The organism is Psychrobacter sp. NPDC078501 (assembly GCF_044900935.1).
Classification (GTDB): domain Bacteria; phylum Pseudomonadota; class Gammaproteobacteria; order Pseudomonadales; family Moraxellaceae; genus Psychrobacter.
Genome location: NZ_JBJDOS010000010.1, coordinates 1 through 26,731, shown reverse-complemented (window position 1 = coordinate 26,731; position 26,731 = coordinate 1). Strand labels below are relative to the sequence as shown.

Sequence of the window (26,731 nt, the reverse complement as noted above, 5' to 3'; positions counted from 1 at the left end):
ATAGCTTTAATGCAAAATTAATAACTGAAAGTATGACAGTTAATAGATTGAATAAGGCGGCTGCTTTGCCTATTTAAATAGCGTTAACCATATATTGACACGGACAAGTCGCTACTGAATTATCTTGCAATAAGGAATTTCTGTTATGTCATTTGACCCTTTATCTAAAATTTCCGCCTCTACAATGCTAAAAAACGAAAGTAAGCACCTAGGGAAAAACGCTACTAGAAATGTACTATTGATTACTGCTATAGCCAGTCTAGGATTGACAGCCTGTAGCCCTTCACAAATGAGCAAAACGCTACCAGCTGAGACAAGCAGCACAGTCAATCAAGATGCAGCAGTGGTGTCAGAGTCTATCATGGCGTCACCCAGTGTTAAGCCCTCAGTCATCAGCCAACAGATGATGATACGTTCTGCGGCGCAGACAGGTATCGTACGCCCATTACCGAGCATCATAGTCACGCCAGAGGCAAAAGACAACTATCAAAAAAACGCAGCCAATCCTGTACATCGAACTACGGATATGGCGGTATCCACTTTGTCTATCGATACCGATACGGGCAGCTACGCCAATGTGCGCCGCTACCTAAACGAGGGTCAACTACCGCCTGTTAATGCCGTACGGGTAGAGGAATTGATTAATTATTTTAACTATCAATTTGATGATGGCAAACGCTTAGGTAGTGCCCCGTTTATTGTGTCAACTGAGGTAGTAGACTCACCTTGGGATAGAGCAGATCAAGATAATAAAATCGTAAAGGTTGGCATCAAAGCCGTTGATAGTAGCTGGTCGCAAAAAACAGATAAGCAATCTATGCCCCCTGCCAATCTCGTATTTTTGGTAGACGTGTCAGGATCTATGTCGTCACGCGATAAGCTGCCATTGGTACAGTCGTCGCTTAAGCTGTTGACAGAGCAAATGCGCGCTCAAGACAGCATCAGTATCGTGACCTATTCAGGTAGTACTAGTGTGGTATTGCCTGCGACCAGTGGTGACCAAAAAGCAAAAATATTGGCTGCAATCGAGGGATTAAATGCCTCAGGCTCAACCAATGGGGAAGATGCTCTTAAATTGGCCTACAGGCAAGCTGAGCAGGGTCTAAAGAAGAATGGTATCAATCGAATCATGATGTTAACGGATGGCGATTTTAACGTTGGTATTAGTGATGTCGATGAGATGCTTGATTTGGTCAAAGCCCATCGCGATCGCGGTATCTCTTTATCTACCGTTGGCTTTGGTCGTGGTAACCTTAATGATCACATGATGGAACAGATGGCGGACAACGGCAATGGAAATTACAGCTATATTGACAGCTTAACTGAAGCAAAAAAAGTCTTTGGTGATGAATTAGCCGCGACATTTAACACCGTCGCTAAAGACGTAAAAGTCCAAGTTGAGTTTAATCCTGATGTGGTGAGTGAGTGGCGCTTGATTGGTTATGAAAATCGCGTACTGGCTGAAGAAGACTTCAATAATGACAAAATTGATGCAGGGGAGCTCGGGGCAGGCAAGGCAGTTATCGCCTTGTTTGAAGTGACACCAAAAGGTCAAAAAGGGTTATATAGCGATCGCCGTTATGCTAATAGCAATGCCAGTATTAGTTCGAATAACAAACAGAATTCTAATGAGCTTGGCTATCTAAAAATTCGTTATAAAGCACCGACAGGAGGTAGATCCAAACTGATTAGCCAACCGATTAATAAAGCTAGCCACGCTTTAAATAAAGCCAGTATCGATACCCAGTTTGCGATGGCAGTAGCAGGATTTGGCCAACGCTTGACTCAAAGCGATTATATTAATGACTGGCAGTACAGTGATAGCACTAAGCTTGCCAAAAGTAGTATCGCAGATAGACCAAGTAGCGATACTGATGGTACTCGTCGCAACTTTGTGACGTTGACTGAGCTGGCGAGTGCGCTAAAAAATAGCCGATAGTGAACAGTTATCGTGTCGGGATGGTCATTAGGGAGCAAAAATCAAGGGTCATATTTTCTAATAGCTTGACTGATATTTTTAGTCTAATATATTGATATTTATAGGGATATTGAGCGTCAAGCCTATTTGAGAACTGGTGTAGCAATCTTTTGTATTGAGTACTATGTATAAAGTGTGTATGTTAATGAACAAAGGGCTATTTACCGCTATATTGTTCGCTCAGCACTATACAAATATGTCGCAGCCTTGCTTTTTATCATAACGATAGGCAAGAATCTGACGTTTTGTATATTTATCACACTGTGATTGGCGTGGGTTGACGGTAATGTATTATTACTAGGAGAGAAAAGATTATGGAAAATCAAGGAAACTTAACCCGTCGTGACGATAAAGTTTGGCTAAAAACGTATGAAGAACTTGGTCTGGAGTATGACATTGAGTTGCCAGCCGACAATACGTCACTTATCGATATTTTCGAAAAAAGCTTCGCTGAAAATGCTGATAAAACTGCCTATATCTGCATGGGTTCATCGTTAAGCTTCCAAGAAGTGGATCTATACAGCCGTCAAATGGCCGCTTATCTACAGTCATTAGGATTGGTCAAAGGCGATAAAGTTGCGGTCATGATGCCCAATATTTTGCAGTTACCCATCTCTGTCATCGCTGTACTACGTGCAGGCTTTACTTTAGTTAACGTCAACCCTCTGTACACTACCAGAGAGCTTGAGCATCAGCTGACTGATTCAGATGCTAAAGTGCTGATCATGGTCGAGAACTTTGCCAAAACCTATCAAGACATCGGTCGCAATGTGGTCGATAAAGTCGTGATTACGGGTATGGGCGATTTGATGGGTACGCTCAAAGGCTTTATGGTCAATACGGTCGTCCGCCATGTCAAAAAAATGGTACCAGACTATAGCATTTCTAATAGCGTTAGTTTCAAAAGTGCATTAAAGCAAGTCACCGCTAGTAAATATAAGCGCCCAACCAATATCACGCTTGATGATATCGCTGTCCTACAATATACCGGTGGTACGACAGGTGTGGCGAAAGGTGCGATGCTAACGCACAAAAACTTGGTGGCAAACTTAATTCAGTCTAATACCTTTTTAGGCACCGCTTTTGATGATTTCGATCAAAGAGGTGAGCAACCTGTGATTATGACGGCATTGCCGATGTATCATATTTTCTCATTCACCGTATGTGGTATGTTCGGTCTGTATCGCGGTTGTGTTGTATTATTAGTACCAAACCCACGCGATCTTGATAGCTTGTTAAAAGCATATAAAGCCAATCCACCAGCATTCTTCCCAGCGGTAAACACGTTGTTCAACGCACTTGCCAATAACGAAGAATTTATCGCGATGGATCATAGCAAGCTGCGTCAATCGATGGGCGGCGGCATGGCAGTATTGAGTCCAACGGCGGAAAAATGGCGTCAAGTAACTGGCAATATTATCATTCAAGGTTATGGCCTGTCTGAAACAGCACCAGTAGCGACCTCTAACCCTAGCAACAGTAAAACATTCACGGGTACCATTGGTGTACCGATGCCAGCAACAGATGTGGCAATTTTGGATGATGCAGGTAATGAAGTAGCACTTGGTGAGCGCGGTGAGATTAGTGTTCGTGGTCCACAGGTCATGAAAGGTTACTGGAACCGTGAAGATGCTACTGCCGAAGTCATGACAGCAGATGGATTCTTCCGTACTGGTGATATCGGTATCATGGCTGACAACGGATATGTGACCATCGTCGATCGCAAAAAAGATATGATTTTGGTTTCTGGTTTTAACGTTTATCCAAACGAAGTCGAAGAAGTCATGGCTGGCCATCCTAAGATTTTGGAATGTGGTGTCATCGGTATTGAAGATGAGAAAAGTGGTGAGATTCCTAAGATCTATGTTGTCCGTAACGATCCAAGTCTGACCACCGAAGAAGTTCTTGAGTACGGTAAAGAGAACCTAACAGGTTATAAGCGTCCTCGTCGTGTTGAGTTTATTGATGAGCTACCAAAATCGAACGTTGGTAAGATTTTGCGTAAAGATCTACGCGTACTTGAAGAAAAAAACCACGGTTAATTTGCTGATACACGCACCTATATAATTGTTTGATAGATGCGTGTATCAACCAAAGATACATGTGAAAGTAACGCACGATTAGATACTGTAGTAACCAAAGTAGTAACCAAAAATGATAAGGCTGCAACCATGCTGTCTTATCATTTTTTTGTCTTTATCGCTTTTGACATTTGTGGATGACAGCTACTATTAATAGAGAATATCTATTAAAACTGCTATAGTGCCCATCGACGTATTTTTGTTTTTGTCCAAAAAATCGTACTGGTTTTGCTTAAGGTGACTAGTGAAATCATGGTGGTAAATATTGTTCTCGACTTGGTCGTGCTGAGTGGTAGTATTATTTATCATAGACCCAGTAACACACTTTAATTTGCAAAGCTTATGAATGACAAACCCGATCATACTTATCTATTTCTTATTCATAAGCTTCTGCTGTCAGCAATAATCATAAAAAATGGTGTTTCCATTAGCATATTCAATGTTTTTAACAGTAACATTTAGGGAAAATTATGACGGATAATATTAATAAAAAAACGACAGATAATAGCGCTGCAACTGATGATAAAGCCAATACTACTAACGACGTTTATCAAAGCAATGCGTTTCCTACTATGCCGACCATCGACAGTGATAGTCCGTGGCTGAGTGCTTATGAGCGCTATAGCATCGATGCTACTATCGAGATGCCAGAAGAGAATACCTCTTTACTTGATGTGTTCGAGCGTAATTTTAGCCGTTATGGCCAAAAACCTGCCTATATCTGCATGGGCTCATCGATTACTTTTAAGCAATTAGATCTATATAGCCGACAGATTGCTAGCTATTTGCAGTCAATAGGACTGGTCGCAGGCGATAAAGTTGGGGTCATGATGCCCAACGTCTTGCAGTATCCAGTGGTCGCTTTGGGTATCATTCGTGCAGGGATGGTGTTGGTCAATGTAAACCCTCTATACACCAGTCGTGAACTGTCACATCAGTTGCATGACAGTGGTGCGAAAGCGCTATTTATCGTTGAAAACTTTGCCAAAACGTATCAAGAGGCCGAAGACAAAGGTCAGGTAGAGCATGTAGTCGTGTGTACCATTGGTGATATGCTAGGTACGATTAAAGGAGCCGTGGTTAACCTTGTGGCTCGTCATGTCAAAAAGATGATTCCTGCTTATAGCATACCGAATAGCGTGAGCTTCAAGCATGCTTTGAATGCGGAGTCAGCCAGTAAGTACCAGCGCCCTGAGTTGAACTTGAGCGATGTGGCGCTACTGCAATATACTGGTGGTACGACGGGAGTAGCGAAAGGGGCGATGCTTTCTCATGGCAATCTAGTCGCCAACATGCTACAGGTCAGTGCGCTGATGAACAGTGCATTTGATGATGATATAGATGGTAGAGACGTGATTTTGACCGCACTGCCGTTATATCACGTATTCTCATTTATGGTCTGCGGTATGTGTAGTATGTATCAAGGCTATGCCTCGCTACTCATTCCGAATCCGCGCGATCTTGATGGACTTATCAAAGAGATGGCTAAATACAAGCCAGCGTTTATCCCTGCCGTGAATACTTTATTCAATGGCTTAGTACATAAAGATAATTTTGCTGATTTGGACTTTTCTAATCTAAAAGCATCTATCGGCGGCGGTATGTCAGTATTACCTAGCGTAGCCAAAGAGTGGCACAAAATCACAGGCCTGCCTATCGTTGAAGGTTACGGCTTGTCTGAGACCTCACCTGTGGTGGCTTTCAATCCGATGACCATTGCGGAATTTACTGGAAAAATCGGTATTCCTGCGCCTAGCACCGATATTGTACTCATTGATGATGACGAAAATATAGTAGCCATGGGCGATCGTGGTGAAATCTGTGTAAAAGGTCCACAGGTCATGATTGGTTATCAGAATCGTCCGAAAGAAACTGCTGAATCCTTTACGGCTAGTGGCTACTTAAAAACTGGCGATATCGGCATCATGGACGAAAAAGGTTTTATCAAAATTGTCGATCGCAAAAAAGACATGATTTTGGTGTCCGGTTTTAACGTCTATCCAAACGAAATCGAAGAAGCGATGAGTGAGCATCCAGCAGTCGTAGAATGCGGTGCTATTGGTGTTCCAAACGATGATCGCGGCGAAGAGCCAAAACTGTTTGTGGTCAAAAAAGGCAACGTGACTGAAAAAGAGCTACTAGAATATGGCAAAAAACAACTGACTGGCTATAAGCGCCCACGTCATATACAGTTCGTTGACGAACTACCAAAGTCGAACGTTGGCAAAATCCTACGTAAGGAATTGCGTAAGATGGAAGGGTTAGAATAGTTTATATCTGACATTCTGTTGATAACGGTGGCGTAATGGCAGGAGCGAATCTTGCTATTGCGCCGTTGTCACGTTAGGATATCTTAAGATTTTAGTCGACTACATACCTATCAATGTGTTTACTGACAACTGATAGGTATTTTTATGACACTGCTTTTATAACATTGTACTAGGAATTTTTATGCGTATTGACAATCGTGAGCTTGACCAACTTCGCTCGATCAGCTTTGAGCGCCATTATACGAAGCATGCTGAAGGGTCAGTACTGGTAAGTTTTGGCGATACCAAAGTACTATGTACTGCCAGTGTAGAATCTGGTGTGCCGCGCTGGCTCAAAGGTAAAGGCAAAGGTTGGATCACAGCTGAGTATGGTATGTTGCCACGCGCGACCAACACGCGCAATCAGCGTGAAGCGGCTCGCGGCAAACAGTCAGGTCGTACGCAAGAGATTCAGCGTTTGATTGGTCGTAGCTTACGTGCCATGATTGATCTGAGTAAGCTTGGTGAAAACACTATCTATCTAGATTGCGATGTGTTGCAAGCGGATGGTGGTACTCGTACGGCGAGTATCACTGGTGCTGCAATTGCACTTATCGATGCGCTAGAGAGTATCCAAAAGGCCAAGAAACTTAAAGCAGATCCACTAATCGGACTGGTTGCGGCGGTTTCTGTTGGTATGAAAGATGGCGAAGCGTATCTTGATCTGAACTACGAAGAAGACTCTAGCTGTGATACCGATCTGAACGTTGTGATGACCCAAAAAGGTGAGTACATTGAGCTGCAGGGTACTGCTGAAGAAAAACCGTTCACTCGTGCTCAAGCAGATGCTATGCTGTCATTAGCTGAAAAAGGCATCGCTGAATTGATTAAAATGCAACAGACGGCGCTTGGTTGGTAGACTAGCGTTTAGATATAACACACTGTCTTTGTTTTTAGTGTCAATAACTGCCTGTTAGCTGCTAATAGGCAGTTTTTTAATAGAAAATATTCGTACATTACGTAATAGGTAACAACACATGCTAAAGCTGACTGATGATGGCGCCAAAATCACCTTACAAGGGCAAGCGAATGCTGCTGATAATGGCATGTTTTGGTTTGGTTCTGCATTATTGGTAGGGGCTGTCGCAGTCGCCATGGCGATGAGCTTGTTGCCTGAGCGTTTAGCCATCGGTGCACTTGCACTGCTTATCATTGGTAGCTTTATTTTTAATAAAAAGCGCCAACAGCATAAAAAGGCTATGAGCGGTATGATTAGTAGCGGTACATTGTGGGTAAGGGCTGGCGAGTTGGTCCATGACAATCTAGGTAAGCGTGAACATATTCATTTAACTGACGGTGATAAGATAACGCTGATTGGCGAGCAATTACAGATTATCGATAGCAGTGACGTCCGCAAATATCATATTACCGGTTTTGAGAGTGCTCAAGAAGCAAAAGCTGCGAAAGCTATCCTAGAAGGGCAAGCGCTAACGAAACGTCATGTAAATATTAAAATGAAGAGTAATTAGTATCTTTTCTTAATTTCATACTGTACTAAAGCATAGCTATTATTTTCGTGCTATCCAATCTCTAACTCAAATGTCACTTTAAATTCCACTTAACGTGCCTCTCCAGTATCGTCATCTATCAGTGTATTCATACCGTCTATCACCTATCACAGGCGAATAGTGCTTGCAGATTTGTGCGCAAATGGTTTATAAGTAGGATTATAAAATTTATCCTTCTTATTATTGATACTGTCATTGAGGTTTAGTTGACAAGGAGTTAGTCATGCTGCGTTTGTCTATACCGTCAGTCGCCGCGTCGTGCGGTTTATTACTATTTACCTGCGGCATAGTAGGGCAAGCCCATGCAGATAGTATGAGTATGCTTATCGCCCAAAAATCTATTCAACCAACGATGAATACGTCCTATCGTTATCCTGAGGTACAGCTTTCAGCACCTACAGTCTTACCGGCGTTTTTATCAGGCAACTATGACAATGTCGATAGCGAGTATCTACCGCTACTGAGCAATGCTGAGACGCAAAGTAGTATGGCAGCACGTGAGGTGGTCAGTACCGCACGCAAAATGGCACTTAACGAGCGCACGATTATTCAAGGTGGCTGCTGGGACTATTTAAATGCTGTATTTAATCGGGCAGGGGTATCGCGTAATACCATACACAAAGGCACTTATGCGCAAGGGCCCTATGCTAGTAGCAGCGAGATTGAAGCAGGCGATTGGCTCTATTATATCAATCATGGCTACAATGGCGTCGAGCATAGTGGACTGTTTGTCGGTTGGGTCGATGAGCATGCCAAGCAAGCTTTGATACTGAGCTATGCTGGCGAAAATCGCCGTGAGCCAGCTCGTTACCGCGTTTATGACCTAAGCAATGTTTATCAAATTATGCGCCCTAGTGTTTGATATTTCCAGTTTGACAACACAGTCTATAAGTGAATAAAAAAGCGTCCGCAACTCATTGAAGTTACGGACGCTTTTATTTTACAGGTTAAAAGGTTTTTCTGATATTAAAACGGTTTTACTACGACTAGAATGACGATAATCACTAAGGCAAAGACAGGCACTTCATTAAACCAGCGCCAGAATTTATGCGTTTTATAATGTGGATTATCTATCAGCTTTTTACGATAAAAGCCGCAAGCGCCATGATAGCCTGACAGTAGCACTACTAATAGCAATTTGACGTGTAGCCAGCCTTGGGTTTTATAGACATCCCAGCCCAGTCCTAACATCCATAGACCAAAGATCCATGTCGCTATCATCGATGGTGTCATGATGCCGCGATACAGCTTGCGCTCCATAATGGCAAAGCGCTCATGACTGATACTATCGTCGCTCATCGCATGATAGACAAACAAGCGCGGCAAATAAAATATCGCCGCAAACCAGCAGACCATCGAGATAATGTGTGCCGCTTTAATCCAGTTAAAATAATCTGCCATCATAGTTTCTCTTGCTTAGCTTGTATTTTTTAGCGTAGGCTTACTCTGCCAATACAACTTGTGTTTGATGACCATTCATCGCATCCATAACAGGCAGTACTTTAGGCGCTCTTGGTGCGGCAAACTGTTTGGTAAGGCCAAGCTCACGCATGAGTCTGTCATCGCCTGACTGGCTTGCATTACCAGTAGTAAGAAGCTTGTCACCATAAAAGAATGAGTTAGCGCCCGCCATAAAGGCCAACGCTTGCTCAGAGTCAGATAGACTTTCGCGGCCAGCAGATAGACGCACGTAGCTAGTCGGGCAGCAAATACGAGCGACCGCAATAGTACGAATCCACTCAAGTACAGACAGCTGACCTTCGGCCAGTACTTTGTCACCAATCGGTGTACCTGCAATAGGCACAAGTAAGTTGACTGGAATTGATTCAGGCGCTTTTGGCATTTTTAGCAGCTCGAGAACCCAATCGATGCGGTCATCACGGCTCTCACCCATACCAACGATATTACCACTACAGACGTTGATGCCAGAGTTACGCACGTTTTCTATCGTGTCTAAACGCTCATCATAGCTACGCGTGCTGACGACTTGTTCATAGTAGCTGCGCGAAGTATCTAGGTTGTGGTTGTAGTAATCCAACCCTGCATCGGCCAACTGTGTTGCTTGATTGGTATCGAGCATACCCAGTGTCATGCAAGTCTCAAGTCCCAATGCTTTGACTTCTTTGATCAGCTCAACCACATAAGGCATGTCTTTGGCACTTGGATGTTTCCACGCGGCACCCATGCAGAAGCGCGATGAGCCACTGTTTTTGGCACGCTTGGCCGCTGCGATGACTTTATCAACTTCTATGCGTTTTTCTGCTTGTAGTTTGGTGGTGTCGCGATGATGGCCTGACTGTGAGCAGTAGCCGCAATCTTCAGGGCAATTACCCGTTTTGATAGAGAGTAGCGTGCTGATTTGCACTTCATTAGCAGTAAAATGCTTTCTATGGATGGTTTGTGCTTGTAACAGCAAGTCCATTAAAGGTAAGTCAAACAGTTGCGCGATTTCTTCGCGGCTATATGTCGTAGCTACTTTATTATCAGTTTGAGTCGCGTCTGTGGCTAGATTGGCCAAAAAATCACTGTTGGTCGTATCTGGCTGAGTGGCTACATCAGTTGGCTGGGTGGCGTCAGGTTCGGAGATGCTAAGCAATCCTGCCATAAGGTAAGTCCTTTTATAAGAATGAGAGGGTATTAAATAAAACCAATGTTTTTATCTATTGTCATTTATAAGGTAACAAAAAAGGTTGCCGTATAGTATACCGCAACCTTTTTAGAAAATCAGAACACTGCTAGACAGTATGTATAATTGTCACAGTAGCGCACATAAATAGTAACTATACGTTTGGACGTTTGGCTATTTAGTTCTATATCATCCATTCTACCAATGACTACCGCTCAGTGCACCATTCTTTTTATTTACCAAGTTTGTGCTTAGCAATACCAACCCAATGCTCAGCAAATTTCTGTGCTTTATAAGCGTAAGGTTTGGCTTTTTGGATATATGGTTTGCACTCTTCTGGGATAGCTGGAACGATATGCTTAGCAAGTTTGTTGAACCACATCATTAGGCTATAGTCGCCTTCGATGCTCAAGTTACCTTCTTGTACAGCAGTCATAAAAGCAGGCAAGCTACCTTTGGTTAGCAGTCTAACGCCAGTCATAGAGTCTTTAAAAGTGATGGTCAAATCGGCTTCTTTTGCATGACCGCTTTGTTGACTGAACTGTCCATTGTCAAAGCTAAAAGAACGAGCGATATCAGACTCAGTACTAGCAAACTCAATCGTAACTTGACGATCAGCGAATAACGCTTTGACATCTTCGTTATCGCTATCAGCTAACATAGACAAACGATAGCCAACAACAGCCAATAAAGCATCTAATGGATCAGATTTGATATCTAATACAGGAACAGTAAACATAGCAGAACTCCTAAAGAAATGAGGCATAAAAATAAAGCGTACTTTATACCAGTTTTTATGACAAATATATAACTGGATTATAAACTATCACAGGGTGTCAACTCTTTAGGAGTTAAGTAGAGAGCGTTAAGTATCTTGTAACATTCGATGTCACTGACGTAAGTAAGGTATTGATATAGACAAACAGAGGTATAAATAGGACAGTTCTAACGGAAACGTGGCTGATAGTTATCATCGTAGACAGGAGTGTGTTCGATATAGCGTGCGGCTTCTAGCTCACGTTGCTGACTAACTGTCTGACTCACGTCATCATAGCGCAATGCCCGATACAATACCCAAGCTGCCAACGGTAACCAACTGATGCCCATAGCGATGATATAGCGATGCCATGATGATAGCTCCATCAACATAGGACGACCGGCTAATATATTTTGAATCAACTCAACGGTGAACCAGTAAGCCATACCGCCAAACAGATATAGCAGTAGCCAACGATATGACGACAAGGCGAGCACCACTACTAAACTGGCTAGTAGTCCATAACCCAGCCATGCCGCGCCGCTCCATGCCTCTACACCGATAAAAGAAAATATAGTCATTAACATCATTCATCTCGCTATTCATAAGGTGAATTCCAATAAGACTATTATGAGAGGTTATAGAGTAAAGCTGAAGAGGGTACAGGCGACTTTGCGACAACCGTTGACGTTTGGTTTTTTGGCTTGTTTTGCGATATTTGATTGCTAGATGTTAGGCTAAGCGCCGTGAGGAGTGGCGCTTATTTTGAAGAATATAGAAACGATTTTTCTAGTCTAGGACGACGTTTATTAGCTAGCAAACCAGGCCAAACTAGAAAACAGGATTGATAGTTTGCTAAATACTTAGACTCGATTGGTACGATTACCCCACCACGATAATAACGAAACTAGAATAGCACCGAGTAGCATAAGTCCTACTGTCGTTGACCATTGTGCGCCAGTAGGGTATTGCCATGGCATTACGTTATGGACGGCTTCAGTGTTTAGTGAGCCTAGCGCATCTACTTTCCATGGCCAGACTTTTATTAGAGAGCCTGCAATAAAGCCTGTCAGCAATGCCAAGGTAGCCTGATAATAATGTGAGAGTAGCCACTTAAGTGCGCGCGTGAATAGCAATAGCCCAGTCGCCATACCCGCAATGACTGTGAAAATGGCACTTAGATTCATCGTATCGACTGCTTCTAATACTGCATCGTAAGCGCCTAGCAATAGTAAAATAAACGACCCTGATATCCCCGGTAGGATCATGGCACAAATAGCAATTGCCCCTGCGAAAAACAGATACGGTAAGCTAGGCGTGGTCGTGAGTAACGGCATACTACTGATAACTACGGCGGCAATAAGCCCAGTCGCGAACAGTGCGACACGTCCTATATTCCAGCGCTTAATTTCACTAAGTAAGATAAACACCGTTGCGACGACCAATCCAAAAAAGAACGACCAAATGAGCAATGGTTGATTGTCCAATAAATGCTTAATGATACCGGCTAAGGTCGCAAAGCTAGTGGCAATGCCTAGTAGCAAACACAATAGAAATGTCGCGTCTACTTGTCGCCAAATCGCCGCGAATCCTTTGATGCCACCTTCTTGACGAAATATCGTCCAAAGATTGGGGCCAATACTACCAAGCGCGTTAATCAAACGCTCGTAAATCCCTGCAATCAGCGCAATGGTGCCGCCAGAGACGCCAGGTACGATATCAGCTGCTCCCATGGCCATACCTCTGACATAAATACCTACCAGCTGCTTTGGACTATCGGTACGTACAGGTACCGTATCTTGCTCTAATGGCGTTGGCGTTGGCGCTGACGGCTGAGTTGGCCGTGGAGATTGTGGTGCCGTCATGGGCATTCCTTTATCATTTAAAAATAAGTGTTATTTGAAAGTAAGCATTAGCTAAAAATAAGTAGCATCTAAAAATGAGTGATAACTAAAACAGGCGTTAGCTAAACATCAGTATGAATAGTAGGTTTTATTAATTATCATCACGTACTAAGGCATGTCTTCCATTCACTTAATAGGCATCTAACTGAAATAAAAATGGATAAATCTTGTCAGACATCATCAAATAGCTAGTTAATATATCGGTACTATCTACGCTATTTTTCTTGTCTAAGCCATGCCCTAAAGTATAAAAGCCAGATTAATGACAAAACATTAACCTAGCTTATTGAATGGTATAAAGCGTTCTACAATTACTCAGTAGGCGCTAGTGCTGGATAGCCAAGAGCGTACAATGTACCTTCAAGCCCTGTCACGTTGATAGCGGCATCAGCACGTGCTTGAACGATTGGTTTGGCATGATAGGCCACACCCAGATCGGCCAGCGCCATCATCGGTAAGTCATTAGCACCGTCACCGACACAGACCACTTGTGACATCTCAATGCCTAAGCGCTCAGCGGTATGCTCAACGATAGCAGCTTTTTTGGCACCATTAACAATAGGCCACTGTACATGACCAGTCACTTCACCTTCCTCGATATCTAGAGCGTTGGCATGTACTTCATCGATACCTAGCTGCTCGGCGATATAACGGGCAAAATAAGTAAAGCCGCCTGAAACTAACACCGTATGATAGCCCAGTGCTTTTAGCGCACTAATCGTCGTGCGCGCACCAGTCGATAACGTTAAGCGACTACAGATATCATCAAGCACATCAGTAGAAGTACCTTTTAGCAAAGCCACACGCTGAGCAAAAGATTCATCAAAATCAATTTCACCGCGCATTGCTGCTTCAGTGATGGCTTCAACTTCTTCGCCAATCCCAGCCGTTTTTGCCAACTCTACGATGACTTCTTGCTCAATCAAGGTCGAGTCCATATCAAAGCATGCAAGCTTATGCGTTCGTAGCATATGACCGACAGACAAGATATGACAGTCTACGACGTTTATGTTGCCTGTGCTATCTGCACTGCGTGTATTGTTATATTCTTCAGTTAGGTCATGACGCAAACGAGCGGTCAGCTGATCATCAATAATGTGAGCGGCTGCGGTTTTTTTGCCAGGGTGCATTAGTGTGTCAGTGACTGGCACTAGCAGATAACGGTAGACTTGAGTATGGGTAAAGGGTAGGCGCTGTGCGTCTGCTGCTGTAGGCTCTGTATCAGACACCGTGATATTGACGAAGCTAGCGTCAGTATCTTCGGCAACGGTCACTAGATGCCAGCTTGGCTGTTCATCGACCCACGACTGCACGTACTGATGAATATCTAATGCAGATACCTGAGTCGGCAGTACTACGATGAGCGCAAAAACAGGTAGCGACTGTAGCGCATCAAAGTCTTGCAAATTGGTATCTTCGGGTAATAATGCCGCAATAGAATCAACGGCTTGTTGCCATGCTTTGCTGTCTTTTGGTAACGAATAAGATGTATTTTTTGGCATGGCTCAATTGTCCCTTGTATGCTCATATAAGATTAGGAATAATAACAGTTTTACTGGGCAGCGCCTATAGATGACGCGCAAAGTAACAATGATGCTAAAAAATAGATTTTATGGCGTAAGAAGCCATAGAAAATGCAATAAGTTATTATGATAAATTTATAAAGCGCTCACGCTATAAGGCTTATTATGGTGATATAGTAGATGAGATAAGCTGGCTGTTTATCGACGGTGCTTTCTTATTGACGATGCCTTCGCAAAAGATTGTAAGGCAAAAGATAGCGAAGCTAGCAACAATATTGATAGTGTTGATAGTCATTAATAAGCAGTACTGCTTTATAACTATGTGCGCATCACAGTTGGCGCACATCACAATTGTTTAAAAATTAGCCAAAAAATGAGCAGTAGCCTCGTTTTTTAATTTCTTCTCTCCAAAAAAGTTTAACATATCATGACGTATTTAGCGCCGCGGCAAGGGTTGTTTGCCATTATTCTTCTGGTTAGTTTTTGTTTGCAGACGCTGTTATTGGTCATTAGTACTGACCAACAGCTGAGCAATAGTCGTGCGTTAAAAGGCGAGCAGATGGTCGCCCAGCTGATTGATGAAGCAAGGTTGTCTTTAGAAAATAAAGACCGTGTGAGTTTAAGCGTTATTGCCAATCGCTATACCAGCGAGCAAGACGTCACACGGATACTGATCAAAGACAACAACGACGATATCTTGGTGCCAGTAGGCAATGCGCCGATGCAGCAAGGTGACACCATTCGTCAAATCGCCACCAATGGCGATGCAGTCATCGGTAGCGTTGCACTGACTTTGAAAGACGTCAGCAAAGGCGAGATTATCGCCATGCAATGGCCGTTTGTTATTGGCACCATGCTGCTACATTTACTGCTTTGGTTGATTTACGGTTACCTCGCTCGTCCGACCAAAGAGCAAATCAATGCATTAAGTCGAGATATCCAAGAGCTGTATCGCGACCAATATAGACCAGTCGATCAACGCGGCTATGACCGTGAACTTGAGCGCCAGTCAACGGGTCAATCAGCGTCTCATTTAGCAGACAGTCAAGTAGCGACGGATAATACGACTAATGCCACAGATGACGAAGTGACTAATACCCGCAAGTTTAATGTGCATAACGAAGTGAACGAGTACCTTAGAACCCAGCAAAACCAAGAAACAGGTAGTGATACTGACAATCTAGCAAGTGCGGGTGAAGGTAGCGAAAGCGAAATAGCAGATACAGATGGTGTTGTTTCTCAAGTTGCCAGCCATACGTCTAAACTGTCTGCCACACGGTCTGTTGATAGCGTCAAAGTTCAAGTGGTATTCCATGATGAGTTCAATATGCTTGAACGCCTTGCACCTGCGCAGCGTCTTCCGTATCTAGCACTCTGTACCCAACTGCTGAATCAAGCCGTGACTGAGTTGCTAAGACAGCCATTGCTACTGGGCGTGAGTGCGATGAATGAAGCGCACTTCGAAGACAATGGCGCAAGTGTGGTACTAAAGGCTGATAATAGCCATGCAAAAGTAGCGCTCGCAGGCGTGATGCTTGCCAAGCTTTATTTAATGCTTAACAAAATTATCCACGATAAGCATATTGAGCTGTCGCGCTTTGCTTTGCCAGCAAAAGCAGGCGTGAGTGATGACGCGCAATCAGAGCCAATGACTCATTTGCTCCAGAGTATCGGCAAAAAAGAGCAGTTATTGATACTATTGCCAAATGCCGGTCTCAAGCAAATCAGCAATCATGTACAAGTACATAACATTATGCGTCCAACCACTGTCTATGAGCGCGAGTGTGCGATATTTGATGGGGCTAACGACTCATTGATTCAGCGTTTGGCTGATGTGCGCAACGCGGTTCTAATGATTGAAGATGAGGACGAGCTGCACATTTAATGCCGACTGTATTTTGTCATTTATATTACAATTGTCTGTTATATAGCCTACTGGACTATCTTAATCGTAGAGTTGAAATGTACCATATTGCGAAAAAGGATTGACAACATTCAATAGAGACTTTATAAGGCATATATATATTGATGTATTCTTAATACCCTTGCCTAAAAATGATAGGAGTTTGTCATGAGTGACGCTGATATTGACGACGATTTTGATGATGATTTTGTCGACGATGATGATGCAAAGATGGTTGAAGAAGCTGAGACGAGCGTACGCACACGTTTAAGTAGTCTTGAAAAACGTCGGCTAATCGATAATTTGCTAGAAGAAAAGCGTTTGGCTAAAGAGTTAAAAGACGATCTAGACGACATAGACAACTTCGATGAAGACGGCGATGATTGGGATGATGACGATTTTTGATTTGTCGGCATCAGTCGTTTCAGTGGACTAAAGTGCTCTAGTGGCTACTTTAGTGACAGTGACTATTTTATTAGTGACTAAAATTATTCTACCAGTCAAATTGGTTGCCTGCTGTTTGCTACTTTTCTAATTTTCTAGGGTTGCTCGCAACCAGTTCATCTCGATAATACTTACCTGATAGAGGTTGCTTGAGTTTGATTAATTAAGCAGCCTTGAATCTTAAACTAAGTACTCGTCCTCTTTTATTTAACCGATCGCCCACTGCGATTGATGACATCTATCTGCTAAGGAAAACCAAATTATGAGTAACCAACTAAGTTTTGATGAATTACTAGACTATTTGGACAATCAAGAAAGCCAGTTCGTACTAGATAGTGTCGCAGCGCATGGTTTTTTGACAGCGACAGTCATCGGTCGTCCATTGCCTAACTGGATGGATGCCCTGTTCGAAGGTCACGTAAGTGAGATTCCAGAAAACGTTATCGACGGCATCAAACGCTGGCGCGATTCGATCATGGCTGAGCTAAAAAACGAGACGCCGATCGAATTACCATTTGGTGAAGATGCTGGTAACGAAGAAGTGGCGGTTGATTTCTCTGACGAGTCAGACATCGTTGCTTGGTCAATTGGTTTTGTCGATGCCATGTATGGTGATGAAGCAAGTGATTGGTTTGAAGACGAAGAAACGGCAGAAGACGTAGCAGTATTGACCTTGCCAATGATCGTACTTAGCGGTATCGATGATGAAGATCCAGAGCTGTCTGAGATGCGTAAAGACGAAGACAAAATGGTACAGATGGCCAATAGCATCGAAGGCAATTTAACTGAGTTGTTCTTATTATTTCATACCAACGATTAATAATGCTAAAAAACAGCGTTGCTACTAGCAGTGCTGTTTCTGTCTTGTATTATATTATCTATGCTGTATTACAGTGCTTTGGTTTACCACGTATTTTATAAGTCACCGATAAGGTCATCCTATGACTGTGCAACTCTCTAACCTTGAACACTTACCTAACTATCAAATCACTGAACGGCTAGACGTGGTGTACGGTAGTACCGTGCGCTCAAAGCACGTCGGTAAAGACTTGTTTGCTGGGTTAAAAAACATCGTTGGCGGCGAGCTGACGGCCTATACCGAGCTATTAGAAGAGTCACGCCAAGAAGCAATCGATCGCATGATTGTCAAAGCAGAGGCACTAGGTGCTGATGCGGTGGTTGGTCTACGTTTTTCGACTTCTAGCATCGCCCAAGGTGCCTCAGAGCTGTTTGTCTATGGTACGGCGGTTAAAGTTGCGCCGATATCACAGCAGCAGTATCAAAACCCGCCAAGCGATGGTTACAACCATTCTAGTCAAAATGTGAGTACTCAGACCCAAGTCGTACCCGATGATTTACCGCGTTTCAATCCTTTTGGTTAATCCTACAATACTAAAAGCTAAAATACTAAAAACTACAATACCAAATCCTATAATACTAAAAGCACCGATGCTTTTTATGATGAGAAACGTGCTATGAATGATTCACTCACGCAAGTGCTCATCAATTATGGGCCGTTTGTCTTCTTATTCGCGGCTGGCTGGTTCTTTGGGTCGCGCCATGAGCGTCAGCATTTGGCACAGCTAACAGTAGCAGAGCAAGCATTGGGCGATATCACTGTCTCAAGCGAACGTCTATACCGTCCCAAGTTAGCAGCGGGTAGTGAAGGCGAGCTGGTGCTTGGTAGTGTCGTCATCGCTCAAGATTATTTCAAAATGATTATCGCTCGCGTATTAAGCGTCTTTGGCAAAAACTTAACCACCTATGAGACTTTGCTAGATCGTGCCCGTCGCGAGGCCATCGTTCGTATGCGTACTGAAGCAAAAGCCAAAGGCTACACGCATATCTACGGGTTACGCCTTGAGGTAACCAATGTCAACCAATTAGGCAGTATGGTCGAAGCCATTGCCTACGGTACGGCAGTGATTAGTATCGACCATATTAAACCTACATCTGCTGTAAATCATAAAATCCCCACCTAAATCATTTCTAGTTTATTTTCAAGTGTAAAAACCTATAATTGACTGACGAGTAGTCAGAAAAATCAAAACCATACACTTTTACAACGATATACTGAATTTTGCCGTTCCGTTATTATTTCGGTTCGTAGTAACCAGTTTTATCAAAAATTGTCGGTTTAAAAACACGACTGTATGGAAAAGTATCATATAAAGAGCTGACAACGTCGGTGGCTTTTACCCAAGATATCAGCAGGATTGGCTGATTGAGCATGACGAGGTTGTCATAAACCTGCCCGTGTAAGGGCTCTATCTACAAGGATGTAGTTATGGAAGGTGTTGAGTTAGTCACGTTTATAAATGCAAAAGTCATTCCCATTAGTATCTTTTTGATTATGATGGGAATGGGATTGTCCTTAGTTACCAATGATTTTAAGAGAGTCGTCAAATACCCTAAAGCAGTCGCCATAGGCTTGACCAATCAGCTAATATTCTTACCGCTCGTAGGTTTTGCTTTGGCAACCACCATGTCTCTCGAGCCAGAGTATGCCGTTGGGGTCATGTTGCTGGTATTGTGTCCTGGTGGCACGACATCGAATCTATTTACCTATTTAGCCAAAGGTGACGTCGCACTTTCGGTCACCATGACCGCTATTGCCAGTGTCATTACCGTATTTACCATTCCTATTGTCCTCAGTTTTTCGCTTGTATACTTTATGGGTGCGGGCAGTGAGTTTCAGTTGCCAGTGGTCAAGACCATGATCAGCCTAATCGCTCTGACTATCTTACCCGTCAGTATTGGTATGTTGATCAAACGCTATGCCCCTAACGCGGCAGACAAGGGACAGGTAATGGTGTCTCGTTTTGGCGTGATATTTTTGAGCTTCTTGGTACTTTTCTTAAGCTATGTGCAACGAGACATTATCGTTGAAGCGTTAATCGCTACTGGCCCTGTGGCATTGATACTGAACGTATCGACGATGGCGCTTGGTTATTACACCAGTAAATGGTTCGGTCTAAACCCTGCACAAAGACGCTCGATTACTATGGAAGTCGGCCTGCAAAACAGTACGCTTTCAATGTTTATGGCGTTGACGCTATTGGCTAACTATAAGATGTCGATGACGCCAGCCATTTATACGCTAATCATGTTCTTGACCGCTGGTATCATGGTCAGAGTATTCACTGCCCAGCACAATAAAGCCAAAAGAACTGAGATAGAAAACAGCGTACTGGCAGCACGTAGAATGTAAGAGGTTTAAGATAACCGTAGTAACGCATTGTTGAGACAGTATTGACAAACAAACAGCAATGTATGATGCAATAAAAAAAGCCCATAATCCGCTTTGTATAATGAAGCGTGTTATGGGCTTTTATGTTTAGTGCTCGTTTTAACTCAAACCAGCTTTAGCTCAAATCAGTTTTATCTCAAGTCTAGAATCTTCGTCTGTCCATTTTCGCTCTTGCCTCGGCAGCTTGCTCTTTGACTTTTTCAATTTCAAATAAGAACGTACGGTTTTTAAGCACCGCGACGAATACCACGCCGCCGACTGTATTGCCCACCAGTACCACGACTAAAAACACCAAGTAGCGCCAAAGACTGACGGTATTGCCATATAGTAATGCTGAAAATACCTCGATATTGCCAACGATACTATGATGCAAACCTAAAAACCCAATACTACCAGTGATAAGCGTCACCAGTACGATACGGCTAAGCGTATCTCGTGCGGAGGTCACCAGCCATGCGGCCACGCCCATCATCCAGCCTGCCAGTACCGCGCTGCCAAAGATAACCCACCACTCAAAGCCCAAAATATGCTCGGCATAAACATCAATAGCATGGTCTGTAAACAGGTGCATATGTAGCCCTAGACCAATCATTAACGCTGCAAAGATACAGCCGCCAACGATATTACCAGCGATGACAATGCCCCATAGCCGCAGCAGTTTATGTAGCGGTTCAATTTTATTTAAGACAGGCAGGCTCAAGAGGGAGGTCTGCTCCGTAAATAATAACGATTGACCAATCACCACGATAATAAAGCCGATTGGATACAGCAGTGACGACAGCACCATGGCATAGCGACTTGGTATTACGTCATTGAGCAAGGCAAACGCTGATAAAATCATAAAAAAGCTGATGCCAATCTCTAGCCCAGCCGTAAAAGCACTGGTAAATAACGAGCCAAGTGAACGCTCAAAGGTTTCTTTGGCGTGGATAACTTGCTCGACTAAGATACTGGCGTAGCTTTTCGCTTGGCTTAAATTGTCATCACTGGCAACCTTTTTAATGGTTTCTTTGTCTTCGTCGCTGATTTCTTCTGGCAGGTCGTCATTTTCTAAGTCTTCGGTGGCTTTGATAGGTTCGTCTGCGTCACTATCTGAAGTTTCGTTTGCATGACTGTCTGTAGTGTCGTCTGCGTCCTTATCTATCTTACCGCTTTGGGAAGAGTCGCTGCTTTCTTCTAACGTATGATTATCTTTAGGCATAGGAGGGGTGGTGTTCACGCTCACATGCTCGCTGTCTGATAGATTAGCCTGAGAATCATGGTCATGCTCGGTATCTTGGGACACGGTTGGCTCGCTGGTTATAGGCTAATGATTTTGTTGCATAAGTAATCTCTATTATATTTCCCATTCTTCGGATTGCTGTTGTTGATTGATTAACAATTTGAGTAATAAATCGCCTTCAGGCTTTATAAATTGCCTTACCATCTAACAAAATCTGCCTATCTGCGTTAAAATCACACTATCAACTATGTTTCCTGTTTTTATAGCGTTTTGCGCTATCTCATTTTGACCACATTCATTATCAACAATAAGATCACCCTATTATGAGCAATCCTAATACCGATACCAGCATTGATAGCAATGCGAAAACCAATCTGACCCAGTCGATCCAAGCGGCGTTAAGCCAATTAGAGAGCGCTTATAATCCTGCGGAAGTTGAAGCAGGCATGTATCAAGGCTGGGAAGAAAGCGGCTATTTTCAGCCGACTTTTGACAAAGACGAATCGTTTTCTATTGCGCTGCCACCGCCGAACGTCACTGGCTCGCTCCACATGGGTCACGGTTTTAACAACGCTATTATGGATGCGCTCACCCGTTATCACCGTATGGATGGCGACAATACGCTGTGGCAACCAGGTACGGATCATGCAGGTATCGCAACCCAGATGGTCGTTGAGCGTCGTCTGGAGGCGCAAGGACTCAAACGCCGTGATATGACGCGTGCAGATTTCATCGATAAAGTATGGGAATGGAAAGAAGAGTCGGGCGGCAATATCACCAGCCAAATTCGCCGTTTGGGCAGCTCGGTTGACTGGTCGCGTGAGCGCTTTACCATGGATGATGGTCTGTCTAATGCAGTAAAAGAAGTGTTCGTACGCCTGTTTGACGATGGACTTATTTATCGTGGTAAGCGTTTGGTGAACTGGGATCCAAAGTTCCAAACCGCATTATCTGATTTAGAAGTAGAAAACCACGACGAAAAAGGTAGTCTATGGCATTTCCGCTATCATTTCACGGATACAGAGCTAACGACTCAAGACGGTAAAAACTATCTGGTCGTTGCCACCACACGTCCTGAGACTTTGCTTGGTGATACCGCTGTCGCCGTTAATCCTAGCGATGAGCGTTATGCACATTTAGTCGGCAAAACCATTACCTTGCCAATCACGGGCCGTGTCGTGCCTATCGTCGCCGATGATTATGTCGAAAAAGACTTCGGTACAGGCTGCGTAAAAATTACCCCAGCGCATGACTTTAACGATTATGAATTGGGTCGTCGTCATAGCTTGCCATTGATTAATATCCTTGATGAGCGCGCTAATATCTTGCCAGAGATGGAAGTTTATCCTGATCTGCAAACACGTGAGCCAGAGCTAGAGATCACGCCGAGCGAGTATGCAGGACTTGAGCGTTTTGCCGCGCGTAAGTTCCTTGTAGAGCAAGCAGGCGAGCAGGGCTGGTTAGAAGATATCGAAGACTATGCACTAAAAGCTCCGCGTGCTGAGCGTGGCGGTACGATCGTTGAGCCGTGGTTGACCGATCAGTGGTATGTCGCGGTCAAAGAACTTGCCAAGCCTGCGATTGACGCAGTAGAAGACGGCAGCATTGAGTTCGTCCCTGCACAGTACAAAAACATGTATATGGCGTGGATGACCGATCTACAAGACTGGTGTATCAGCCGTCAGTTGTGGTGGGGACATCGTATCCCTGCATGGTATGACGATGCGACAGGTGAAATCTATGTCGCCCGTGATGAAGCGGAAGTGCGTAGTAAGTACAACTTAAGCGATGATGTAAAACTGCGCCAAGATGATGACGTACTTGATACGTGGTTCAGCTCTGGTCTATGGACATTCAGTACGCTTGACTGGGCAGACGTCAACGCTGATCCACGCGTGATGGACACTTTCCATCCAACCAGCGTGCTCGTGACAGGTTTTGACATTATCTTCTTCTGGGTTGCCCGCATGATCATGATGACTATGCACTTCGTGAAAAACGAAGACGGCACGCCGCAAGTACCGTTTAAGACCGTCTATGTGCATGGTCTGGTACGTGATGGCAATGGTCAAAAAATGTCAAAATCAAAAGGCAACGTCTTAGATCCGATCGATCTAATCGACGGTATCGAGCTAGAAGCGCTGGTAGAAAAACGCACCAGCAATATGATGAATCCAAAAGACGCCGCCAAAATCGAAAAACAAACGCGTAAAGAGTTCCCAGAAGGCATCCCAGCCTTTGGTACGGATGCACTGCGCTTTACTTTTACCTCACTAGCCAGTACTGGTCGCGATATTAACTTTGATCTAAAGCGTGTCGAGGGCTACCGTAACTTCTGTAATAAAATCTGGAACGCCAGCCGTTTTGTACTCATGAACTGTGTCGATGGCGAAGGCAGTGCCAAGCCTATCGACCAAACGGCAAACCCTGACGTTTGGGAATTACCAGAAAAATGGATCATGAGTCGTCTGAACTCTAGCATCAAAGACATTCATCAGCATTTCGCTCAGTATCGTCTCGATATGGTCAGCCAAGATATCTATGAGTTCATCTGGAATGAGTACTGTGATTGGTATGTTGAGCTTGCCAAAGCCAGCCTAAATGACGACTCAGTATCAGACGAGCGTAAAGCGCAAATCCGCTATGTACTACTGCACGTACTAGAGACGGCGCTACGCTTCACCCATCCAATCATGCCGTATCTGACTGAGCAAATCTGGCAGACCATCGCGCCGCTACTGGGTCGCAAAAACACCGACAGCATCGTGGTCGCTGACTATCCACAGACCGATGATAGCCAAATCAGCGAGCAGACCGAAGCGGATATGGCGTGGCTACAGGAGCTAATCGCGAGCGTCCGTAACATCCGTGGTGAGATGAAACTGGGCAATGCGGTACGTCTACCAGTGCTACTACAAAACGTCTCTCAAGATGAAGATGCGCGTCTCTCACGTATCAAAAACCAGTTCAAAGCGCTTGCCAAAGTCGAGAGCTTAGAGATCGTCAAAGAAGGTGATGATGTGCCACTATCGTCATCAAGTATGGTCGGTCAGCTACGGGTACTCGTACCGATGAAAGGTCTGATTGATCCTACTGCTGAGCTAGCACGTCTGGGCAAAGCGCATGAAAAGCTACAAAAGCAAGCCGATGGTATCGCTCGTAAGCTAGGCAATGAAGGCTTTGTGAGTAAAGCGCCTGTGGAAGTGGTCGATGCTGAGAAAGCGAAACTGGCTGAGCTAGAAGGTCAGTTGACCGCGATGACGGCGCAGATGGAGCAGTTAAAAGCGTTGTAAATAAAGCGTAAATATTTATATTGTCAAAGAACGCTATCACACTTGTGATGGCGTTTTTTATTGTTCATTACTTAACATTTTTTACTCTCCATATTACCCAATATTTGTATGCTAGAATAAAATTAATATTATTAGGCTAGTTTTCAGGAGAGTTCTTTATGGCATTTTTAACTTTACAAGAAGTGCGAAACAAAGCTCGTATTAAAACATCTACTGGACTTGAGTCAAGAGAAGCTCTAAACAGACAGTTTCAGTTCGATAGTATTAGTCCAGATAAAACTTACGATATTTTCTTATCACATGCATTCCTAGATGCTGAAACAATCTATGGTTTAAAAATCATTTTAGAGGAAGCAAAGTTTAGTGTATACGTAGATTGGTACGAAGATTCACATCTCGATAGAGGAAAGGTAACTAAAAAAACAGCAGAGATAATCAGAAAACGTATGAAAAGTTGTAAGTCACTGATATATGCCATTACCGAAAATTCTGGAGATTCTAAGTGGATGGTGTGGGAGCTTGGGTATTTTGATGGATTCAGAGGTAAGGTTGCAATATTGGGGCTTACCGAAAATAGTGAAGATGGTTTTCAAAGTCAAGAGTTCTTAGAGCTGTATCCATTTGTAGAACGTCATGACCTTGGTCTGGTGATAAAAGACGATCCTACTAAGCTTCCTAAGTTACTTAAATATTGGGTTAAATCTTAAAGGAATGTGACTAGTGAAAAAATACTGTTATCAGTTGATAATACTGGGAAAAGATTTTGGTATAAAAAATGAAATTATTGAGGTTTTTCAAAGAAGAGTAGAAGATTTAGGTATAGATTGGAGCAGTTTTATTATTATTGATAATGAAAATTGCGAAGAATATACAGACTCTAGTCCAGCTTTCTGTATATATTTAGGAGCTAAAACAGACGACAAGAACTTTACCGACTCAGATTTTTTGACTCAAGTAACTAAAGATGCTTCGCTATTATTACCTGTAGTACAAGGAACACTTGATAATTTTGGAGACTGTATTCCTGAGATCTTAAATAACTACAATGGTATCAATCTTGACGAAGAAGATAGAAATCAAAAGATCGAACAGATTGTAAATAATATTCTCGAAGGATTCTCTTTACTTAAAAAGAATCGAAAAATTTTTATAAGTTATAAGCGTAATGAATCTACTAATGTAGCTATACAGTTGTATGAGAATTTAGAGAAACATGGTTTTGATGTGTTTCTTGATACTCATAGTATTAGGAAGTCAGAGCCATTTCAGGATGAACTATGGCATCAAATGGCTGACAGTGAAATAGTGATAATTTTAAATACATCAGACTTTCTAGGCAGTTATTGGACACAACAGGAGCTGGCTACAGCAAGCCAGTTATTATTAGGTATTGTGATAATCTCATGGCCTGAAAATTCTAATGTCATTGCTAAACATGCACAGATATCATACCCCTTAAAGGTACAAAATAGTGACTTCGAAAACAGCTATATACATAGTACGTTGAAAGAAAAACCTCTCTCTAAAATTATAGAAAGTGTTGAGAGTATTAGAGCTAGAACTTTGGCTTCAAGAAGAGATAACTTAATTAGCAATTTTATGAAAATGGCTGAGGAGGAAGGCTGCCAAGCATATCTTGATAGTTACAAAATAATTTCTATGGTTAAAAATGATAAAGATATTATAGTGATACCTGCAGTAGGCATTCCCAAATCACTAAATTATGAACTCTCTTCAAGCTTTGTTGAAGAAATTAAAAAGAAGAAATTTGAGAATATATTTATACTTTATGATGCAACCTGCGTTCGAGATTTTTGGTTGAGGCATTTGAAGTGGTTTGACCCCTGCCGTCAAATCCGTACAACTAAACTTGGGAGATTTTAATTACGCAGCCTGACGATAATAGTCAAACCACACCTGTCTTGGCGTTTTA

At 43.2% G+C, this 26,731-nt stretch carries 22 protein-coding genes; 15 read left to right on the top strand and 7 right to left on the bottom strand.

Annotation, left to right across the window (positions count from 1 at the left end; translation table 11 throughout):
• The first annotated feature begins 145 nt into the window (after window positions 1–145).
• The 6 genes from ACI2IW_RS12510 to ACI2IW_RS12485 all read left to right on the top strand — a co-directional run bounded on the left by ACI2IW_RS12510 (window position 146) and on the right by ACI2IW_RS12485 (window position 8,738).
• Window positions 146–1,939, top strand: coding sequence for a von Willebrand factor type A domain-containing protein (locus ACI2IW_RS12510; protein ID WP_379543228.1), 1,794 nt, complete (start codon window positions 146–148; stop codon window positions 1,937–1,939).
• Between the two features lie 353 nt (window positions 1,940–2,292).
• Window positions 2,293–4,020: an AMP-binding protein gene (locus ACI2IW_RS12505; RefSeq protein ID WP_191114245.1), complete on the top strand. Its 1,728-nt coding sequence runs from the start codon at window positions 2,293–2,295 to the stop codon at window positions 4,018–4,020.
• Window positions 4,021–4,529: 509 nt separating this feature from the next.
• Window positions 4,530–6,329, top strand: a complete 1,800-nt coding sequence (locus ACI2IW_RS12500; RefSeq protein WP_404693838.1) for an AMP-binding protein — start codon at window positions 4,530–4,532, stop codon at window positions 6,327–6,329.
• A gap of 181 nt (window positions 6,330–6,510) precedes the next feature.
• Window positions 6,511–7,227: a ribonuclease PH gene (rph, locus tag ACI2IW_RS12495; protein WP_057761673.1), complete on the top strand. Its 717-nt coding sequence runs from the start codon at window positions 6,511–6,513 to the stop codon at window positions 7,225–7,227.
• A gap of 118 nt (window positions 7,228–7,345) precedes the next feature.
• Window positions 7,346–7,837 (top strand): hypothetical protein, encoded by a 492-nt coding sequence (locus tag ACI2IW_RS12490; protein WP_404693837.1) that lies wholly within the window; start codon window positions 7,346–7,348, stop codon window positions 7,835–7,837.
• 262 nt (window positions 7,838–8,099) lie between these two features.
• Window positions 8,100–8,738, top strand: a complete 639-nt coding sequence (locus ACI2IW_RS12485; protein ID WP_404693836.1) for a hypothetical protein — start codon at window positions 8,100–8,102, stop codon at window positions 8,736–8,738.
• 104 nt (window positions 8,739–8,842) lie between these two features.
• On the opposite strand, the gene hemJ is transcribed toward ACI2IW_RS12485, so the two are convergent.
• The 6 genes from hemJ to serB all read right to left on the bottom strand — a co-directional run bounded on the left by hemJ (window position 8,843) and on the right by serB (window position 14,665).
• On the bottom strand, window positions 8,843–9,277 hold the full coding sequence (gene hemJ, locus ACI2IW_RS12480; RefSeq protein WP_057762639.1) for a protoporphyrinogen oxidase HemJ: 435 nt from the start codon (window positions 9,275–9,277) through the stop codon (window positions 8,843–8,845).
• A 40-nt stretch (window positions 9,278–9,317) separates the two neighbouring features.
• The gene (bioB, locus tag ACI2IW_RS12475; protein WP_290178608.1) at window positions 9,318–10,481 is read right to left on the bottom strand and encodes a biotin synthase BioB; all 1,164 of its coding nucleotides are present in this window, start codon (window positions 10,479–10,481) and stop codon (window positions 9,318–9,320) included.
• 253 nt (window positions 10,482–10,734) lie between these two features.
• Window positions 10,735–11,241, bottom strand: coding sequence for an SCP2 sterol-binding domain-containing protein (locus ACI2IW_RS12470; protein WP_102090478.1), 507 nt, complete (start codon window positions 11,239–11,241; stop codon window positions 10,735–10,737).
• Window positions 11,242–11,447: 206 nt separating this feature from the next.
• Window positions 11,448–11,840, bottom strand: coding sequence for an AciT family ciprofloxacin tolerance protein (aciT, locus tag ACI2IW_RS12465; RefSeq protein WP_224737784.1), 393 nt, complete (start codon window positions 11,838–11,840; stop codon window positions 11,448–11,450).
• A 282-nt stretch (window positions 11,841–12,122) separates the two neighbouring features.
• A complete protein-coding gene (locus tag ACI2IW_RS12460; RefSeq protein WP_404693835.1) occupies window positions 12,123–13,124 on the bottom strand; it encodes a DUF368 domain-containing protein in 1,002 nt (333 codons plus the stop codon).
• A gap of 350 nt (window positions 13,125–13,474) precedes the next feature.
• Entirely contained in the window at window positions 13,475–14,665 is a 1,191-nt protein-coding gene (gene serB / locus ACI2IW_RS12455; protein ID WP_404693834.1) for a phosphoserine phosphatase SerB, read from the bottom strand.
• A gap of 448 nt (window positions 14,666–15,113) precedes the next feature.
• On the opposite strand from serB, the gene ACI2IW_RS12450 reads away from it, so the two are divergent.
• The 6 genes from ACI2IW_RS12450 to ACI2IW_RS12425 all read left to right on the top strand — a co-directional run bounded on the left by ACI2IW_RS12450 (window position 15,114) and on the right by ACI2IW_RS12425 (window position 20,244).
• Window positions 15,114–16,571, top strand: coding sequence for a hypothetical protein (locus ACI2IW_RS12450; protein ID WP_404693833.1), 1,458 nt, complete (start codon window positions 15,114–15,116; stop codon window positions 16,569–16,571).
• A 186-nt stretch (window positions 16,572–16,757) separates the two neighbouring features.
• Entirely contained in the window at window positions 16,758–16,994 is a 237-nt protein-coding gene (locus ACI2IW_RS12445) for a PA3496 family putative envelope integrity protein (RefSeq protein ID WP_057761656.1), read from the top strand.
• Window positions 16,995–17,295: 301 nt separating this feature from the next.
• Window positions 17,296–17,853, top strand: coding sequence for a YecA family protein (locus ACI2IW_RS12440; RefSeq protein ID WP_201568674.1), 558 nt, complete (start codon window positions 17,296–17,298; stop codon window positions 17,851–17,853).
• A 121-nt stretch (window positions 17,854–17,974) separates the two neighbouring features.
• Window positions 17,975–18,415, top strand: coding sequence for a YbjQ family protein (locus ACI2IW_RS12435; RefSeq protein WP_404693832.1), 441 nt, complete (start codon window positions 17,975–17,977; stop codon window positions 18,413–18,415).
• Between the two features lie 93 nt (window positions 18,416–18,508).
• Entirely contained in the window at window positions 18,509–19,015 is a 507-nt protein-coding gene (locus ACI2IW_RS12430; protein ID WP_404693831.1) for a YbjQ family protein, read from the top strand.
• A 305-nt stretch (window positions 19,016–19,320) separates the two neighbouring features.
• Window positions 19,321–20,244 carry a bile acid:sodium symporter family protein gene (locus tag ACI2IW_RS12425; protein ID WP_179799341.1) on the top strand — a complete coding sequence of 308 codons (924 nt, stop codon included), beginning with the start codon at window positions 19,321–19,323 and terminating at the stop codon, window positions 20,242–20,244.
• Window positions 20,245–20,425: 181 nt separating this feature from the next.
• On the opposite strand, the gene ACI2IW_RS12420 is transcribed toward ACI2IW_RS12425, so the two are convergent.
• Window positions 20,426–21,568, bottom strand: a complete 1,143-nt coding sequence (locus ACI2IW_RS12420; protein WP_404693830.1) for a formate/nitrite transporter family protein — start codon at window positions 21,566–21,568, stop codon at window positions 20,426–20,428.
• A 260-nt stretch (window positions 21,569–21,828) separates the two neighbouring features.
• Between ACI2IW_RS12420 and ACI2IW_RS12415 the strand changes: the two genes are divergently transcribed.
• The 3 genes from ACI2IW_RS12415 (at window position 21,829) to ACI2IW_RS12405 (ending at window position 26,682) form a co-directional block, all read left to right on the top strand.
• Complete coding sequence (locus ACI2IW_RS12415) at window positions 21,829–24,798, top strand: valine--tRNA ligase (protein WP_404693829.1); 2,970 nt, start codon at window positions 21,829–21,831, stop codon at window positions 24,796–24,798.
• Between the two features lie 158 nt (window positions 24,799–24,956).
• On the top strand, window positions 24,957–25,505 hold the full coding sequence (locus tag ACI2IW_RS12410) for a toll-Interleukin receptor (RefSeq protein WP_404693828.1): 549 nt from the start codon (window positions 24,957–24,959) through the stop codon (window positions 25,503–25,505).
• A 13-nt stretch (window positions 25,506–25,518) separates the two neighbouring features.
• A complete protein-coding gene (locus ACI2IW_RS12405; protein WP_404693827.1) occupies window positions 25,519–26,682 on the top strand; it encodes a toll/interleukin-1 receptor domain-containing protein in 1,164 nt (387 codons plus the stop codon).
• Window positions 26,683–26,731 lie beyond the last annotated feature (49 nt).

Excerpts from the sequence above, each read along its gene's own strand:
- ACI2IW_RS12510 (WP_379543228.1), top strand. The coding sequence starts at position 146 with ATGTCATTTGACCCTTTATCTAAAATTTCCGCCTCTACAATGCTAAAA.
- ACI2IW_RS12505 (WP_191114245.1), top strand. The coding sequence starts at position 2,293 with ATGGAAAATCAAGGAAACTTAACCCGTCGTGACGATAAAGTTTGGCTA.
- ACI2IW_RS12500 (WP_404693838.1), top strand. The coding sequence starts at position 4,530 with ATGACGGATAATATTAATAAAAAAACGACAGATAATAGCGCTGCAACT.
- rph (WP_057761673.1), top strand. The coding sequence starts at position 6,511 with ATGCGTATTGACAATCGTGAGCTTGACCAACTTCGCTCGATCAGCTTT.
- ACI2IW_RS12490 (WP_404693837.1), top strand. The coding sequence starts at position 7,346 with ATGCTAAAGCTGACTGATGATGGCGCCAAAATCACCTTACAAGGGCAA.
- ACI2IW_RS12485 (WP_404693836.1), top strand. The coding sequence starts at position 8,100 with ATGCTGCGTTTGTCTATACCGTCAGTCGCCGCGTCGTGCGGTTTATTA.
- hemJ (WP_057762639.1), bottom strand. The coding sequence starts at position 9,277 with ATGGCAGATTATTTTAACTGGATTAAAGCGGCACACATTATCTCGATG.
- bioB (WP_290178608.1), bottom strand. The coding sequence starts at position 10,481 with ATGGCAGGATTGCTTAGCATCTCCGAACCTGACGCCACCCAGCCAACT.
- ACI2IW_RS12470 (WP_102090478.1), bottom strand. The coding sequence starts at position 11,241 with ATGTTTACTGTTCCTGTATTAGATATCAAATCTGATCCATTAGATGCT.
- aciT (WP_224737784.1), bottom strand. The coding sequence starts at position 11,840 with ATGACTATATTTTCTTTTATCGGTGTAGAGGCATGGAGCGGCGCGGCA.
- ACI2IW_RS12460 (WP_404693835.1), bottom strand. The coding sequence starts at position 13,124 with ATGACGGCACCACAATCTCCACGGCCAACTCAGCCGTCAGCGCCAACG.
- serB (WP_404693834.1), bottom strand. The coding sequence starts at position 14,665 with ATGCCAAAAAATACATCTTATTCGTTACCAAAAGACAGCAAAGCATGG.
- ACI2IW_RS12450 (WP_404693833.1), top strand. The coding sequence starts at position 15,114 with ATGACGTATTTAGCGCCGCGGCAAGGGTTGTTTGCCATTATTCTTCTG.
- ACI2IW_RS12445 (WP_057761656.1), top strand. The coding sequence starts at position 16,758 with ATGAGTGACGCTGATATTGACGACGATTTTGATGATGATTTTGTCGAC.
- ACI2IW_RS12440 (WP_201568674.1), top strand. The coding sequence starts at position 17,296 with ATGAGTAACCAACTAAGTTTTGATGAATTACTAGACTATTTGGACAAT.
- ACI2IW_RS12435 (WP_404693832.1), top strand. The coding sequence starts at position 17,975 with ATGACTGTGCAACTCTCTAACCTTGAACACTTACCTAACTATCAAATC.
- ACI2IW_RS12430 (WP_404693831.1), top strand. The coding sequence starts at position 18,509 with ATGAATGATTCACTCACGCAAGTGCTCATCAATTATGGGCCGTTTGTC.
- ACI2IW_RS12425 (WP_179799341.1), top strand. The coding sequence starts at position 19,321 with ATGGAAGGTGTTGAGTTAGTCACGTTTATAAATGCAAAAGTCATTCCC.
- ACI2IW_RS12415 (WP_404693829.1), top strand. The coding sequence starts at position 21,829 with ATGAGCAATCCTAATACCGATACCAGCATTGATAGCAATGCGAAAACC.
- ACI2IW_RS12410 (WP_404693828.1), top strand. The coding sequence starts at position 24,957 with ATGGCATTTTTAACTTTACAAGAAGTGCGAAACAAAGCTCGTATTAAA.